Annotated in this window: 14 protein-coding genes and 1 tRNA gene; 13 read left to right on the top strand and 2 right to left on the bottom strand. The window is 46.4% G+C overall.

Annotation, left to right across the window (positions count from 1 at the left end):
* Window positions 1-193 precede the first annotated feature (193 nt).
* The 8 genes from ASD40_RS07095 to ASD40_RS07060 all read left to right on the top strand — a co-directional run bounded on the left by ASD40_RS07095 (window position 194) and on the right by ASD40_RS07060 (window position 9484).
* On the top strand, window positions 194-1930 hold the full coding sequence (locus ASD40_RS07095) for a tetratricopeptide repeat protein (protein ID WP_057302623.1): 1737 nt from the start codon (window positions 194-196) through the stop codon (window positions 1928-1930).
* A gap of 180 nt (window positions 1931-2110) precedes the next feature.
* Window positions 2111-3058, top strand: a complete 948-nt coding sequence (gene trxB / locus ASD40_RS07090; protein ID WP_057302622.1) for a thioredoxin-disulfide reductase — start codon at window positions 2111-2113, stop codon at window positions 3056-3058.
* 161 nt (window positions 3059-3219) lie between these two features.
* Entirely contained in the window at window positions 3220-4167 is a 948-nt protein-coding gene (locus ASD40_RS07085; RefSeq protein WP_057302621.1) for an ROK family glucokinase, read from the top strand.
* A gap of 76 nt (window positions 4168-4243) precedes the next feature.
* Entirely contained in the window at window positions 4244-5131 is an 888-nt protein-coding gene (gene rapZ, locus ASD40_RS07080) for an RNase adapter RapZ (RefSeq protein WP_056833528.1), read from the top strand.
* 31 nt (window positions 5132-5162) lie between these two features.
* Window positions 5163-6146 (top strand): gluconeogenesis factor YvcK family protein, encoded by a 984-nt coding sequence (locus tag ASD40_RS07075; protein WP_057302620.1) that lies wholly within the window; start codon window positions 5163-5165, stop codon window positions 6144-6146.
* 5 nt (window positions 6147-6151) lie between these two features.
* On the top strand, window positions 6152-7084 hold the full coding sequence (whiA, locus tag ASD40_RS07070) for a DNA-binding protein WhiA (protein ID WP_029195994.1): 933 nt from the start codon (window positions 6152-6154) through the stop codon (window positions 7082-7084).
* A 148-nt stretch (window positions 7085-7232) separates the two neighbouring features.
* Window positions 7233-7502 carry an HPr family phosphocarrier protein gene (locus ASD40_RS07065; RefSeq protein WP_028555561.1) on the top strand — a complete coding sequence of 90 codons (270 nt, stop codon included), beginning with the start codon at window positions 7233-7235 and terminating at the stop codon, window positions 7500-7502.
* A gap of 212 nt (window positions 7503-7714) precedes the next feature.
* Window positions 7715-9484: a stalk domain-containing protein gene (locus ASD40_RS07060; protein ID WP_057302619.1), complete on the top strand. Its 1770-nt coding sequence runs from the start codon at window positions 7715-7717 to the stop codon at window positions 9482-9484.
* Between the two features lie 186 nt (window positions 9485-9670).
* On the opposite strand, the gene clpP is transcribed toward ASD40_RS07060, so the two are convergent.
* Window positions 9671-10252 (bottom strand): ATP-dependent Clp endopeptidase proteolytic subunit ClpP, encoded by a 582-nt coding sequence (clpP, locus tag ASD40_RS07055; protein ID WP_029195996.1) that lies wholly within the window; start codon window positions 10250-10252, stop codon window positions 9671-9673.
* Window positions 10253-10483: 231 nt separating this feature from the next.
* Window positions 10484-10555: transfer RNA gene (locus ASD40_RS07050), tRNA-Arg, on the bottom strand.
* Window positions 10556-10859: 304 nt separating this feature from the next.
* Here ASD40_RS07050 and ASD40_RS07045 point away from each other — a divergent pair.
* From ASD40_RS07045 to gpmI, 5 genes are all read left to right on the top strand, one after another.
* A complete protein-coding gene (locus tag ASD40_RS07045) occupies window positions 10860-11882 on the top strand; it encodes a sugar-binding transcriptional regulator (protein ID WP_057302618.1) in 1023 nt (340 codons plus the stop codon).
* Window positions 11883-11967: 85 nt separating this feature from the next.
* Window positions 11968-12975 (top strand): type I glyceraldehyde-3-phosphate dehydrogenase, encoded by a 1008-nt coding sequence (gene gap, locus ASD40_RS07040; RefSeq protein WP_057302617.1) that lies wholly within the window; start codon window positions 11968-11970, stop codon window positions 12973-12975.
* 200 nt (window positions 12976-13175) lie between these two features.
* On the top strand, window positions 13176-14357 hold the full coding sequence (locus ASD40_RS07035; protein WP_057302616.1) for a phosphoglycerate kinase: 1182 nt from the start codon (window positions 13176-13178) through the stop codon (window positions 14355-14357).
* Window positions 14358-14426: 69 nt separating this feature from the next.
* Window positions 14427-15179 carry a triose-phosphate isomerase gene (tpiA, locus tag ASD40_RS07030; protein ID WP_057302615.1) on the top strand — a complete coding sequence of 251 codons (753 nt, stop codon included), beginning with the start codon at window positions 14427-14429 and terminating at the stop codon, window positions 15177-15179.
* A 1-nt stretch (window position 15180) separates the two neighbouring features.
* Entirely contained in the window at window positions 15181-16719 is a 1539-nt protein-coding gene (gene gpmI / locus ASD40_RS07025; protein ID WP_057302614.1) for a 2,3-bisphosphoglycerate-independent phosphoglycerate mutase, read from the top strand.
* The last annotated feature ends 14 nt before the right edge of the window (window positions 16720-16733 follow it).

The following is a 16733-nucleotide window of genomic DNA, read 5'->3' as shown; positions in this document are numbered from 1 at the left end:
TCCTCGTTCCTCGGATTTCGTTCAACCTTCTCGGTTTTGAAAGCCGACTTTTAAAGCCACTATTGCACGAGGGTCTAGAGCGGAGATTAAGACCAGAACTATAGACCAGATCTTACCTTCGGATTATGTTTTTGGCTTCCAAGCGATCTATGGTATAATTTGAGTGTAATCAAATTGCCGGAGGTGTCTTGCTATGGAAAAGATTAAGCGTGTGTCCGAAGCGCCAAAGCCTAAAGTTATCTCAATTAACATGGATGCCGCATTCTTTTTCGAGAGAGCGGTTCAATCTTTGGATCGGTTTCATTATGATAAGGCATTGAAATATTTCCGGCGAGCTGCAGAGTATGAGCAGGATAACCCTGTGAATCACTGTAATCTCGCAGGAGTTCTCTCCGAAATGGGCAATTATGACGAGTCGAACCAAATTCTGCAGCATGTCCTTGATACGATCGATCCCGAGATGACGGAATGTCACTTTTATATGGCAAACAACTATGCCAACATGGAAAATTTCGAGCAGGCCGAACAAGCGTTGGTTCGATATTTGGAAACTGACCCAACAGGTCAATTCATGGATGAGTCCGAAGAAATGATGGAAATGCTGAGCTACGAGCTTGAACGTCCCGCCCCTCTCACTAGCATTAAGAGTCGAGAAGGGCTCTTCGAGCATGATAAAGCCCGTGCGCTTCTCGAAGAGGGTAAATTCGCTGAAGCTGTGAGGCAGTTAGAGAAATTGGTGAAGAATCAGCCTGAATTCACAGCTGCCCGCAACAATCTGGCCCTTGCTTATTACTATATGGGTCAGTTTGAGAAGGCGATGGAAACGATTCGTGCGGTGCTCGACATCGATGCCGGAAATCTGCATGCGCTATGTAACATGGCCATTTTCCATCAGCATTTCGGTAACAAGGAGGAGTTAGCTGAGCTAACATCTCTATTGTGCAAGACGTTTCCTTTTCAGCAGGATCATGTGTTCAAGCTTGCTACAACAATGGGTATCCTTTCTGAGCATGAGAAGGCATACCACTTGTTTAAGCGACTGCTTAAAGCAGGAGACGGAACAGCAGACCCTTGCCTCTATCATTACGCAGCAGTAGCAGCCAGCCACATCGGTCGATTCGGCGAAGCTTACCGTTATTGGAAACAAGCCGAGAAGCTTGATCCTGGTGCCGAAATCTCCAAGTTTTACTTGGAGCAGCTGCGCTCACGCGAGAAGGTCGAAGGGCCGCTAACGTGGAGCTACCATTACCATCTGCCTTTCGAAGAGCAGTTTAGGGTATTGGAGAAATCCACGCAAGGAATCCCAGACCAACTGAAGAAAGATCCATTAGTGCGATCCTCCTTCTTCTGGGCTTTGCGCCATGGCGATATCGAGACGAAGCTGCAGGTGATCCAAGCGTTCGGCTTAATTGCTGATAATGAAGTGAGAGATGCTTTACAGGATTTCATCCTAGATCGTCAAGAGGATGACTATTTGAAACGAGTCGCCATTTTCGTGCTCCGCAGCATGGGGATCCGAGAGTCACTTCCAGCTTATCTTGAGAATCAAGAGATTACGGTGGAAGCCTCTCCATACTCACCGCATTTGCCTATTTGGGATGCCAAATGGCAGAGTGTGATGGAAACGGCGCTGTCGCATATGCACAAACGCTATGATATGGTTCAACAGTATGATTTGGAAATCCTATGGGTTGAATTTCTAACGAAGATCTACCCAGGCGTGCCTAAGATTCATAAATCAGAGGGCTGGGCAGCAGCGTTAGAATATTTGATCGCCAAAATGCATCGCCGAGCTATTTCCTACCAGGAAGTATCTACACGCTATGGCGTTACAGTCTCGACAGTAAGCCGCAATGTAAAGTTGATTGATGACACGTGCGGTTTACGTGAGAAAATGGAAGCTATTTTCAACAAATTCACGAGTATTTGATAGCCAGTCTTTTGCCTTGTCGAAAGACTTGGCTTTCATACATAAATAAAGCGGCGGTTTCAACTGCTCGCATGGAAGCACAATAAAGCGGAGCATACGAAGGCTGTCTTGCTGAAGCAAAACACAGGCGATGCTTACGTAGATAGCTTTCCTGAGGAAAGCACCTAGGAGGGAAACCATATGTACAAATCAGTCGTTGTAGGAACAGGACCATCCGGTCTAACAGCAGCCATTTATTTAGCGCGCGCCAACCTTAGCCCACTCGTTATAGAGGGGCCAGAGCCAGGCGGACAGCTCACCACTACTACCGAAGTAGAGAACTTCCCCGGCTTCCCTGAAGGGATTATGGGTCCTGAATTAATGGAAAATATGCGTAAGCAAGCAGAACGTTTCGGCGCCGAATTCAAAACCGGTTGGGTGAACTCTGTTGAGCTGACGAATCGTCCGTTTAAGCTGCAAGTTGAAGGTCTCGGCGAGATCGAGACAGAAACACTGATTATCTCCACGGGTGCTTCTGCCAGATTGCTGGGAATTACCAATGAAAGAGAAAACATCGGACGCGGCGTAAGTACTTGCGCAACGTGTGATGGATTCTTCTTCCGCGGCAAAAAGATTGTTGTTGTTGGTGGCGGTGATTCCGCCATGGAAGAGGCGAATTTCCTTACTCGCTTTGCTTCGGAAGTTCGCTTAGTCCACCGTCGCGATGAGCTGCGCGCTTCGAAGATTATGCAGGACCGTGCTCGCGGCAACGAAAAAGTGAAATGGGCACTGAATAATACACCGCTTGAAGTTGTAGCTGGCGAAAAAGGTGTAACAGGCCTAAAGGTCAAAAATAACGAAACCGGTGAAGATGAAATCATCGAAACGGATGGTATCTTTGTAGCTATCGGCCATACACCGAATACGAAGTTCTTAGGTGGACAAATCGATACGGATGAGCAAGGCTATATTATTGTGAAGCCGGGAACGACGGAGACGAATATCCCTGGAGTATTTGCTTGTGGTGACGTGCAAGACACGAAGTATCGCCAAGCGATTACAGCGGCAGGAAGTGGATGCGCAGCTGCCCTGGAAGCTGAAAAGTTCCTAGAAGGCAACATCGTACACGATTGGAGCCAGTCGCTGTAAGTGGTCTGGAGTCTTTACAGCAAACGTGGAGGGCTAATCTCTCCACGTTTTCTCATTTCTTTGGGAGCTGTTGAATCTTGACCAGTTTACAGGCTTGACTTATAGTTGGAACAGGAGCATATTCCCGAAAATTATATGAATATTCATGAGGTGACCTTGCAATGTCAGATCAGATTTATATCGGTGTAGATTTAGGCGGTACGAATATCAAAGTGGGTATCTGCGACGAGCAGGGAAAACTGCTGCATACGTTTGAAGGCCCTACAGGCGCGGAGAATGGTTCTGATTTTGTAATTGAGCGAATTGCGCAGTATGTACGCCAAATTGTCGAAGAGTCTCCGTTTGAATGGGAGCAAGTGGCTGGTATTGGCGCAGGTTTAGCCGGATTCATGGATATTCCGGAAGGCTTCGTCAAATTCTCTCCAAATTTGCTATGGCACAATGTCCCTGCGAAGAAAATGTTGGAAGAATTTCTTGGTAAAACAGTTAAAATTGACAACGATGCCAATGTAGCTGCGTTAGGCGAAGCTTGGGCAGGCAGCGGAGCAGGAATTCCAAATGTGGTTTGCTATACGCTTGGAACAGGTGTTGGCGGCGGGATTATTATTAACGGGAAAATTTATCAAGGTTCTACGGGTATGGCTGGAGAGCTGGGGCATATGTCCGTTGTACCAGACATTGAAGCGATTCAGTGTGGATGTGGACAAATGGGTTGTCTAGAAACTGTTTCTTCGGCGACAGGCATCGTTCGTATGGCCAATGAAGCGGTTGAACGCGGCGAGAAAACGTCATTAGCTCTTCATGAGAAGATTGAAGCGAAGCATGTCTTCGATGCAGCGAAGAGTGGAGATGAAGTATCCCTGCGCATCGTGAACCGTGCTGCCTATTATATTGGACGTTCGATGGCTGCGATGGCTGTTATTATTAACCCGAAACGATTCATACTCGGTGGTGGTGTTTCTAAAGCAGGGGAAATTTTATTCCAACCGATTCGTGAAACCTTTAAAAAATACACGCCAGAGACAGCCTCTGAAGGTGTTGAGATCGTTGCTGCAACACTCGGTAACGACGCGGGCATCGTAGGCGCTGCTGGTTTGAATTTAAGATAGACGTAGTATGAACTGTTCGTATGGTTAGCGAATCTGAGTTGGCCTGCGAGAAGCACTCCAAAGGAAGGTGTCATTCATGGAAGAAAACCACCCTTTAGCGAAACTGGTCATAATTACAGGAATGTCAGGTGCAGGTAAGACGATTGCCGTACAGAGTCTAGAGGATCTAGGATTCTTCTGCGTCGATAATCTCCCTCCTGTGCTGATTCCTAAATTTGCTGAGTTGATCGAGCAGTCGATGGGGAAAATCGGCAAAGTGGCACTGGTGATTGATTTGCGAGGGCGTGAATTTTTCACTGCACTTCAGGAGTCGCTTCGTTATATTCAAGAGAATTACACGCTTAGTTATGAAATTCTATTCCTAGATGCTACCGATGCGACGCTAGTACAGCGTTATAAGGAAAGCCGCCGCCGTCACCCGCTAGCTCCTGATGGAGCGCCGCTTGAAGGTATTGGTCTTGAGCGTAAACTGCTTGAAGAGCTGAAAGGCTTAGCCACACAGGTTATTGACACAAGCACGCTTAAGCCGGTGCAGCTCAAAGAAAGAATTATTTCCAGGTTTACCAATTTGGAAACAAACCGCATATCTATAAATGTAATCTCCTTCGGATTTAAGTATGGTGTCCCTATTGATGCTGATTTAATCTTCGATGTTCGCTTTTTACCGAATCCACACTATGTGGAACAGCTTCGTCCGCAGACAGGTCAAGATCCCGATGTATATGACTACGTGATGAAGTGGAGCGAAACACAAGAGTTCCTGAATAAGCTGCTCGATATGCTGCATTTCTTAATGCCTCAATATAAGAAAGAAGGCAAGAGTCAGGTTGTTGTAGGCATAGGTTGCACTGGAGGTAAACATCGATCCGTCGCCATCACTGAATACCTCGGTAAGGTGATGGGGAACAGCGAAACCGAAACCGTGCGTTTGAGTCATCGAGACGCCGAGCGGGACCGTGTATAAGCAGTCCTACGATTAAGAGGGTGAAAGAAGTATGGAACATGTTGAATTACAACGCAAGCCCAGAATAGTCGTTATTGGCGGTGGAACAGGTCTTTCGGTTATGCTTAGAGGATTGAAGGAGAAACCGGTTGATATTACAGCCATTGTGACGGTAGCGGATGATGGAGGAAGCTCAGGTATTCTCCGGAATGAATTGCAGATGCCGCCCCCAGGTGACATTCGCAGTGTGCTAACGGCCCTTGCTGATGTCGAGCCCTTGCTGTCGCTTATTCTGCAATATAGATTTCAAGTGGGTACAGGTTTAGCTGGACACAGTCTGGGAAATCTAATACTAGCAGCACTTACGGATATTACAGGTGACTTTGTCACTGCGGTTCAAGAAATGAATCGGGTATTTGCTGTCCGAGGTCGGGTGCTTCCCGCATCGAATCAAGCAATCGTATTGAAAGCGATCATGGAAGATGGTACCTTAGTCGTAGGCGAGTCCAAGATTCCAAAAGCGGATGGACGCATCAAGCGTGTATTCATCGAGCCGGCTAATGTGACACCGCTAGCTGAAGCCGTTCAAGCTATACGTGAGGCGGATGCTATATTATGCGGCCCCGGTAGTTTATATACCAGCTTGCTGCCGAATCTACTTGTCCCTGGGATTGCGGAAGAGATTGTGAAATCGAATGCTGTAAAGTTGTTCATCTGCAATGTGATGACACAGCCAGGCGAAACCGACGACTACTCGGTCAGCGATCACCTGGATGCCATTTATGATCACCTGGGCCAACATTTGTTTGACTATGTGATTGTGAACAATGGGGAAATCCCTCCGCAAGTCCAGGCGAGATATGCGGAAAAGGGTTCGAAAGCGGTTCATTTGGACCTAGAAGAAGTCACGAAGAGAGGGTATCGGATTATTGCTGATCGACTCGTGCTATTTCGTACCTACCTTCGTCATGATGCAGAGAAATTGAGTGATCATATTTATCAGCTCGTCGAAAGCTGGATGTTAAGGAAGAAGTGAGTCCCTTGTCCTTTGCGGCAACAACCAAAAAAGAATTAACGCTAATTACAGATGCGGAAGCATGTTGTGAGAAAGCGGAGCTGTCGGCTTTGATTCGAATGAATGGATCTGTGCAGCTAACCAGCCAACGCGTCGTACTTGATATCTCCACCGAAAATGCAGCTATTGCTAGGCGGATATATACGCTAATCAAAAAGACGTACAAATTACACACGGAACTGCTCGTGCGTAAAAAAATGCGTTTGAAGAAGAATAACGTGTACATCGTTAGAGTTCCTGGTCAGGTTCAAGAGCTCCTCAGTGATCTGAAAATTGTTTCCGAAGGGTTCATCTTCACCACGGGAATTAACAAAGAGATCATTCGAGGCAACTGCTGCAAACGGGCCTATCTTCGCGGGGCATTCATGGCTGGAGGCTCGGTGAATAATCCCGAGGGTTCTTCTTATCATCTCGAGATTGCCTCGATTTACGAAGAGCATTGTAAGGCATTGTCACAGCTTGCGAACAAATTCGATTTGAATGCCCGCTGCATCGAACGCAAAAAAGGTTTCGTCTTGTATATCAAGGAAGGCGAGAAGATTATCGAGTTTCTAAGTATCATTGGGGCACATCAAGCGCTTCTGCGCTTTGAGGATGTCCGGATCATGAAGGATATGCGTAACTCGGTGAATCGCATTGTCAATTGTGAAACAGCGAACCTCAACAAGACGATTGGTGCTGCTGTTAGACAGATCGAAAATATCCGCCTCCTGCAAAGGGAGGTTGGACTGGATAGCTTGCCTGAGAAGCTAAGAGAGGTTGCCGAAATAAGACTTCAGCACCCCGATCTGAATCTCAAGGAAGTTGGCGACATGCTTAAGGGCAGTGTAAGCAAATCCGGCGTCAATCATCGTCTGCGGAAAATCGACGAATTGGCTGAAAAACAGCGGAATTCGTAGATAAGAAGCCCCTGTACAGCGCATCTATAAGTTTTTCTCATTTTTTCTAGTGTACTTCGGGGAAAAATGCTATAATGTTAAAACATAGGGTATAGCACTGTTATCAATAGTAATTCATATAAGCTCCATATTAGGGGGAATTAGTTCCATGTCCAGACGTCCAGTCGTTGTGAAGTTGAGAACAGGACTTCATGCCAGACCTGCGGCATTGTTTGTTCAAGAGGCGAATAAATTTTCATCCGAGATCTTTGTTGAGAAGGATGAAAAGAAAGTGAATGCGAAAAGCATCATGGGAATTATGAGTCTTGCGATCAGTACAGGGACCGAAGTCTTCATAAGTGCAGAAGGTTCGGACGCCGAGCAGGCTGTAAACGCTTTAGTCACATTAGTTAGCAAGGAAGAATTGGAAAACCAATAATCCTTCAAAAGCTTCCTCTCGAGGAGGCTTTTTTGCGAGTGAAGTGGCCGTACAGTACAGCAAAGTTTAATAAGTGTCAAATTTGTTAACAATTAGGGAAATTAGCAACCTTTTTCTCTTGTCGACGTCTAATGTACGTGGCTGGCGGAGGAAAGGGCTATTTGCCGTTTCTGCCGTGCTGCATTTAAATGTTAAAGGAGCCAGAGAAGAGAATGAAATTGAATTCGCTAAAAAAAGAGGTTACCCTCCTGCTTGCGTTCATCGTGTTTCTTGCTAGTACGATAACAGCGCCGGCAGCTTACGCGGTATCGACAAGCTCGTCCTTCATTTTACTTTATATCGATAAGTCAGAAGCTTTCGTGAATGAGGAGCAAATCCATTTGGAGTCTCCGTCTACGATAATCAATGGAAGTACATTTGTCCCTGCTAAGTTCCTTGGGGATACAATGGGTTTCAAGGTGGAATGGAATGATGCTTCGCGGACCATTCAGATGACCCCTCCGGGTTACAACATCGTTCTCGATGCTGATCATAAGACCGTGACGACCAATGGGGTAGATACGGATTTTAACTCGGTTGCTGCGATCGTTAATGGAAAGCTTCTGGTGAAGCTAACTTGGTTAGCCGATTATATGGGCGCGAAGTATAAATATAACAACGAACTTCGCCGAGTGGAAATCGTACACTTTAAGACGCCTGAAGGCATCTACATTGACCAGGATAGCAACTCCAGACCTGTAGCTAAGTTTACAACAGCAAAGCCTACATACCGTCTTGGAGAGCCTGTGAAGTATCTCGATCTTAGCTATGATCCCGATGCAGAAGGTATTGCATCCTATGATTGGGCAGGTAATCAGGAAGCCTTTTTCAAACCAGGTAAATATCCGGTTACGTTGACGGTTAAAGATGGTCACGGACATGTAAGTAAATTGTTCAAAAGCTTTGTAACGGTGGTTAATGAACCTTATTTGACTGAAGTGGAATACCCGATTTATATGAAGCCGGTTGGTGGTTTCATCAAGTCAGACTGGGGCACGATTTGGGCTCATTTCAATGAGATGGCTCCTTTGCCTAAGAAAGTAACCGAAGTTCCAGGGCGTACGCTGCTAGTGAGTGACAGTCCGGAGGAATTTACAGAGAGCGGTATTCTGTACCGCGATAACATCAATGGTAAGGCGCGACTGTATGCCGATCACATCAACGGTACTAAGCAGAAGATGACCATGGCGATATTCGCAACGAATAACTCGGATAAACCGGTTAAGATCAAGACAACGAATAAAGGAGAGGTGTATCCCTCCGTTTATGCGAATTTGATCGGTAGCGAAGCGTCCGTAGACTTCCTTCTAGGCAATGTGTATACGGACGAACTGACAGTGCCTCCTCATGAGACTTACGTGTATGCGAAGCTTCCGGACTTCTATCCGGGACAGGGCGTGAACTTATTTTATGATGTAGAAACAGACGGTGAGCTGCAAATCTCATTCGGTGTGACGGATCGCATGCTGACGCCAACGATAGCGCAGGAGCTTCCGTTATTGGGCTTCACAGGCCACGTACGCGGGACATTCCCGACATCGGAAATTAAATGGGATATAGACGCCACAAGCTTCACGAAAACGTCGGTACTAACGATTGGTGATAATAAGACGGATCCGTTCATTAAAGGGTATGACGTGATGCGTAAGCAGAATGTAGAGAACGGCGGTAATTATGGCGTGGTCTATAAAATCCATGCGGATAAGCCGCGCAAAATGGCTGTTATGATTATGGCCAAAGGTGGCGTGTTCAAAGGACCATTCAAAATAAACGGTGAAATCATTCCGGTTCCTTATTCCGGTGTCATTACAGCATTTGACGGAATGGAAGTGCTAGCTCGTACAACAGGTACGGAAGACGCGCTGGACATCGAGTTCACGCCTCCGGCAGGCTCGGCATTCCCGATTGACCTGATTTTCTATCCATTGGATGAGAAGAATTAAGATAAGTTTGAATAGATAAGAGCCTTTGGAGAATCCAGTGTTGCATAACACTAGTGTCTCTGGAGGCTCTTTTTTTTCAAGCTTACGGCGGCGGTGAGAAGGGGAGAGCGGGGAGATCCAATGAAAAAACCAGCCGCAGAACTGCTCATTTGAGCAGTCACCGCAGGCTGGTTTTTATTTTACAAATTAGACGCGCTCGATAACTTTATCGATGAGTCCGTATTCGGCCGCTTCCGCAGCGCTCATGAAATTATCGCGGTCTGTGTCCTTTTCGATGCGCTCGAAAGTTTGACCCGTGCGCTCTGCTAGGATTTTGTTCAGGTTGTCTCTCATTTTCAAAATACGCTTAGCGCGGATTTCGATGTCGGAGGCTTGACCTTCAGCACCACCGAGTGGTTGGTGAATCATGACTTCACTGTTAGGCAAGGCGTAACGTTTGCCTTTGGCACCTGCTGTGAGGAGGAATGCTCCCATAGAAGCAGCCATACCAACGCAGATCGTGGATACGTCTGGCTTAATGAACTGCATCGTGTCAAAGATAGCCATACCAGCTGTAATGGATCCGCCAGGGCTGTTGATGTAAAGCGAGATATCTTTATCAGGATCTTGTGCGGCCAAGAAAAGTAGCTGAGCAATGATGGAATTAGCCACAACATCGTTGACACCCGTGCCTAAGAAAATAATGCGGTCCTTCAGTAAGCGAGAGTAGATGTCATACCCTCTTTCACCGCGCGCGTCCTGTTCGACGACCATAGGAATAAAACTCATGAGAATGACCTCCTTGGGGTGGGTACATGGTTTAAAAGATTGATGCGTGGAGTCAATGTGATCATAGAATAATGAAATTGATCTCCTTTGTACATACTGTTTACAGTATCTACAAGTATGATAACGAAAAAACCTCTGAAGGTCAAGAAAGGTCAAACTAACAATAAAAAAAATCAGCAAGGATGCTGATTTTGGCCAATCTGGTGCTGATTCTGCTGTAATTCTTAGGAACGCGCCCGAAAGGAATCGAACCTTTATCTCAGGCTTCGGAGGCCTACGTCATATCCATTGGACCACGGGCGCATAAAAAGTTAATAAGTGAAGCAAGGGTTATTATATGTCAGACGCCCAGAAAAAGCAAGACAGTAAGCCCTTTCAGCCCATATTAGTGAAAAATGTTTGAACAAATGTTGAATCTGGAAAGAGAATTGGTTATAATGAAATAGTAAGCTATCAGAAAGCATTCACGCAGAATAATCTTCAGTGAATTCCTCTTTCTGATTTGGAAATTGAGTAAGGAACTTTTTTTTCGCCCGGGTGGGACACAAAATGTATACCCGGGACATAAAACGTCCATCGACGGATCAGGAGCGTTATAAGTCGTCATATGAGAGAAATTCTTGACATTCAGAAACAGCTCTTGCCGGATCTCATGGACATCATGAAGAAGCGGTACTCGATTCTACATCATATCTTAGTCTCCGGTGTTGTCGGACGCAGAACGTTAGCTTCTTCGCTCGATATGACCGAACGCGTGCTGCGCGGGGAAGTTGATTTCCTTAAGGAGCTTGGACTTCTCGAATCGGATGCAACAGGGATGAAGATTAGTGAATCGGGTCGTCAATTGCTCGAGGACATGCAGCCCATCATTAAGATGGCTTTTGGATTAACGGACTTGGAGGAAAGTATTGCTAAGTCATATGGCATCTCGCAAGTGATTGTTGTTCCTGGTGATTCCGACACTTCGGTATTTACGAAGAAGGAGCTAGGACGTGCAGGTGCAGCAGCACTCCGCAAGTACGTATCCAAAGATGATATCATCGCTGTAACCGGCGGATCTACGATGGCGCAGATTGCCAATAACCTGGCGATATCCTCTTCCATGAAAGGCAGCTGGTTCGTACCGGCTCGCGGTGGACTTGGTGAAAGTGTGGATATGCAGGCGAACACCATTGCTTCTATTATGGCCAAGAAAACAGGCGGTAAATACCGATTGTTGCATGTACCGGATCATCTCGGGGAGGAAGCGTACCAATCGCTTATCCAAGATCCGCAAATTCAAGAAGTTGTTGACGCTGTTCGCAGTTGTCGCATCGTTGTACACGGTATCGGGGATGCTATGGTCATGGCACGCAGACGTAAGGTGGACGCTGAGACGACACGCAGTCTGGAACTCGAGGGTGCTCTCGCAGAGGCGTTAGGGTACTATTTTGACCGCCAAGGGAATGTGGTTCACAAGATGCCAACCGTAGGGCTTCGTCTGGAGGATCTTCAGCGTATTGAAGTCGTTATTGGTGTAGCCGGCGGGAAGAGTAAGGGGGAAGCGATCGCTTCCGTGCTTCGTCATGGACAGGAAGATGTTCTTGTAACCGATGAGGCAGCAGCTTTGGAGATTATGAAACATCTTTAATAAAGACGAAAGACATCATAACGTATGCCTTCATCAGCTGCGTTTTGAAATATAATTATTTATTTAATCTTAGGAGGAATTGGCTATGACAACAAAAGTAGGTATTAACGGTTTCGGACGTATTGGTCGTAACGTATTTCGCGCAGCTTTGAACAATTCAGAAGTACAGATCGTTGCAGTAAACGATTTGACTGACGTTAAAACATTGGCTCATTTGCTCAAATATGACACAACTCACGGTAAACTAGACGCTACAGTTGAAGCTGGTGAAGGCGAATTGATCGTTAACGGTCGTTCCATCAAAGTTTTTGCTGAGCGTGACCCTGGGAACCTGCCTTGGGCATCTGTAGGCGCAGAAATCGTTATCGAATCTACTGGTATTTTCACAGCTAAAGAAAAAGCAGCCCTTCACTTGAAAGGCGGAGCTAAGAAAGTTATCATTTCCGCTCCAGCTTCCGACGAAGATATCACAATCGTACTTGGTGTGAACGAAGATAAATACGATCCAGCAGCTCATACAATTATCTCCAACGCTTCTTGTACAACAAACTGTCTGGCTCCTTTCGCGAAAGTTATCAACGATAGCTTCGGTATCGTAAAAGGTATGATGACAACTGTTCACTCTTACACAAATGACCAATCCGTGCTTGACGTTCCTCATAAAGACCTTCGTCGTGCTCGCGCAGCAGCTGAGAACATCATTCCTTCCAGCACTGGTGCAGCAAAAGCAATCGGTCTTGTTCTTCCAGAACTTAAAGGCAAATTGAACGGTATGGCTATGCGTGTTCCTACACCTAACGTATCCGTAACTGATTTGGTTGTTGAGCTTAAAGTTAACGTAACAGTTGACGAAGTAAACGCAGCTCTGAAACAAGCTTCCGAAGGCCCTCTTAAAGGCATTTTGAATTACACAGAAGATCCGCTTGTATCCAGCGACTTCAATGGTGACCCAGCTTCCTCCACAATCGATGCTCTTTCCACAATGGTAGTTGGCGACAACATGCTGAAAGTGGTTTCCTGGTACGATAACGAGTGGGGCTACTCGAACCGTGTTGTTGATTTAGTAGCTTTCATTGCTAAAAAAGGTCTATAATATTTACTAATCACAGATTTGGAAAACACATGAAGGGGAGAAGAGATTCTCCTCTTTATGTGCGATTTACCCCTAGAAAAGGTTGACAGGAAGTATACCCTACAAGGAGAGACTTTGAGCTCCGCTCAAAGATCCCTAAAAAGGAGAGACTTTGAGCTCTACTCAAAGATCCCTATATTATGTTCAGGAGGCTTTGACCTATGAGTAAGAAAAGTGTTCGCGATGTTGAAGTAGCTGGTAAAAGAGTATTTGTTCGCGTTGATTTCAACGTACCTGTAGAAAATGGTCAGATCACTGACGATACACGGATCAGAGAAACACTACCTACGATTAAATTTTTAGTCGAAAAAGGTGCGAAAGTCATTCTTGCAAGTCACTTCGGACGTCCAAATGGTCAAGTCGTTGAAGAATTACGTTTAACACCTGTGGCTGCAAAATTGGCTGAATTGCTTGGTCAATCCGTGATTAAAGCGGATGTATCGGTTGGCGAAATCGTGAAAGCGCAAGTGGATGCTCTTGAAAATGGTGACGTTCTCTTGCTTGAAAACGTTCGTTTCAATGAAGGCGAAGAGAAGAATGATCCTGAATTGGCAAAAGCTTTTGCCGAGCTTGCAGACCTGTTCGTCAATGATGCATTTGGTGCAGCTCACCGTGCGCATGCTTCGACAGAAGGAATCGCACACTTCATTCCAGCGGTTTCCGGCTTATTGATGGAGAAAGAACTTGATGTGCTAGGTAAAGCATTGAACAACCCAGAGCGTCCTTTCACAGCCATCGTTGGCGGATCCAAAGTGAAAGACAAAATCGCTGTCATTAACAACCTCCTGAACATTGCAGATAACGTCCTTATTGGCGGAGGTCTGACTTATACATTCCTGAAAGCACAAGGTCACGAAATCGGTAAATCTCTCGTGGATAACGAGAAACTCGACCTAGCGCTTAGCTTTATTGAAAAAGCGAAAGAAAAAGGCGTTAACTTCTTGATTCCAGTTGATATCGTTGTTGCTGATAAATTCGGCGCAGATGCGAACACACAAATCGTTGACGTTGACGGCATTCCTGCTGATTGGGAAGGTATTGATATCGGACCGAAAACACGTGAACTATACGCTGACGTTATCGCGAAATCCAAACTGGTTGTTTGGAACGGACCGATGGGCGTTTTCGAAATCGAGCCTTTCTCCCATGGTACACGTGCCGTAGCGCAAGCTTGTGCAACTACTGAGGGTTACACGGTTATCGGTGGTGGCGATTCCGCTGCAGCAACAGAGAAATTCCACTTGGCTGAACAAATGAACCATATGTCCACAGGCGGCGGAGCTTCCTTGGAGTTTATGGAAGGTAAAGCATTGCCAGGCGTAGTAGCCTTGAACGATAAATAATGATTTTCACACAGTGAATGCTTACGATGCCAGTTATTCTGGCGAATAACTTTAAGGAGAGCCTATCCAATGAGTAGAAAACCGATTATCGCGGGTAACTGGAAAATGTTCAAAACCGTTTCCGAAGCTATTAGCTTCGTGAACGAAGTAAAAGGCAGCACAGTTGAAGGCGTAGAAAGCGTAATTTGCTCTCCGTTCACGAATCTGCCAGCTCTAGTTGAAGCTGCAAAAGGTACCGATGTTCATGTAGGCGCACAAAATCTGCATTTTGAAGACAATGGCGCGTTCACAGGTGAAATCAGCGGCGTTATGCTGAAAGATCTAGGCGTAGAGTATGTCATTATCGGTCACTCCGAGCGTAGAGCTTATTTCGCTGAGACAGATGAAATCGTGAACAAGAAAGTCGTAGCGGCTTTCAAACACGGCTTAACTCCAATCCTTTGCGTAGGTGAGAAGTTGGAAGAGCGCGAAGCGGGTCAAACGAAAGATGTTTGTAAAGTGCAAACAGAAGCAGCTTTTGCTGGTCTTAGCGCAGAGCAAGCAGCGCAAGTTGTTATCGCTTATGAGCCAATCTGGGCTATTGGAACAGGTAAATCTTCCACTGCTGCAGATGCACAAGATGTTATCGGCTACATTCGTCAGCTTGTGAGCGGTCTATACGGCGCGTCCGTAGCTGATGCGGTTCGCATTCAATACGGCGGCAGCGTGAAGCCGAACAACATTGCTGAGTATATGGCACAGCCTGACATTGACGGCGCACTTGTAGGCGGAGCGAGCTTAGAGTCAGCTTCCTACATCCAGCTTGTCCAGGGGGCGAAGTAACATGTCCAGACCGAAACCGGTAGCACTCATCATTCTCGATGGCTTCGGACTCCGCTCAGAAGAGCAGGGGAATGCGGTTGCTCATGCCAAAAAGCCTAACTACGACCGTTACTGGTCGAGTTATCCACATACAACCCTTACCGCTAGCGGTGAGGCCGTAGGTTTGCCGGAAGGCCAGATGGGGAATTCTGAAGTGGGACACCTAAACATCGGCGCAGGCCGTATCGTTTATCAGGATCTGACGCGGATTTCCAAATCGATTCGTGATGGTGAATTTTACGATAATGAAACGATTCTAGGCGCATTTCATCATGCAAAAGAGAACGGAAAGAAGCTGCACCTTTACGGACTGCTCTCCGATGGCGGCGTACATAGTCACATTCAGCATTTGTTCGCTTTGCTGGACTTGGCTAAAAAAGAACAATTTGATGATGTGTACATCCATGCTTTCTTAGATGGCCGCGACGTGGCTCCCGATTCTGCAAAGAGTTATATGGCCAGCCTGCAGCACAAAATCATGGAAGTCGGCGTAGGGCATATTGCGACCGTTCAAGGCCGCTATTATGCGATGGATCGCGATAAACGTTGGGAGCGGACGGAGAAATCCTACCGCGCCATGGTTTATGGCGAGGGCCCTGCTTACACAGATCCAATGAAAGCTATTGTTGAATCCTATGAGAAATCGATCTTCGACGAGTTCGTTATGCCAACGGTTATCGTTGGTGAGGACGGCAAGCCGGTAGGTCTTGTAGAATCAGGGGATGCGGTTATCTTCTTCAACTTCCGCCCTGACCGTGCGATCCAGCTATCGCAAGTCTTCACGAATGAAGATTTCCGCGGTTTTGACCGTGGTCCTAAAGCAGCTAAGAACCTGTACTACGTATGTCTGACACTGTTCAGTGAATCCGTTGAGGGCTTCGTTGCCTACAAGCCTAAGGATCTGGACAATACCCTCGGAGAAGTACTGGCTCAGAATGGTCTGAAGCAGCTTCGCGCAGCGGAAACTGAGAAATATCCGCATGTGACGTTCTTCTTCAGCGGCGGGCGTGATGCTGAATTGCCTGGCGAAACGCGTCTTCTTATTCCTTCGCCGAAAGTAGCTACGTACGATTTGCAACCAGAAATGAGTGCATATGAGTTGGCAGCTGCAGTAGTTAAGGAAGTCGAAGATGAGCGTCATGACGTGATCATTCTCAACTTCGCTAACCCTGACATGGTAGGTCACTCCGGTTTGTTGGAGCCAACAGTGAAAGCAATCGAAGCAACAGATACTTGTCTAGGTCAAGTAGTAGAAGCAATCCTCGCCAAAGGCGGCGTGGTGTGCATTACAGCCGATCACGGGAATGCGGATGTTGTTACGAACGCAGATGGATCACGCAATACAGCACATACAACGAATCCTGTGCCTTTTATTGTTACGGACAAATCTGTTACACTAAGAGACGGCGGAATTTTGGCAGATATTGCCCCAACGATGCTAGACTTCTTAGAGGTTACACAACCGGAACAAATGACCGGGACAACCATCATAAAGCGCTAATTAAACCATAATAT

The sequence above is a fragment of the Paenibacillus sp. Root444D2 genome (assembly GCF_001426375.1).
Lineage (GTDB): Bacteria > Bacillota > Bacilli > Paenibacillales > NBRC-103111 > Paenibacillus_E.
This window is presented reverse-complemented; position numbering and strand designations above follow the sequence as displayed.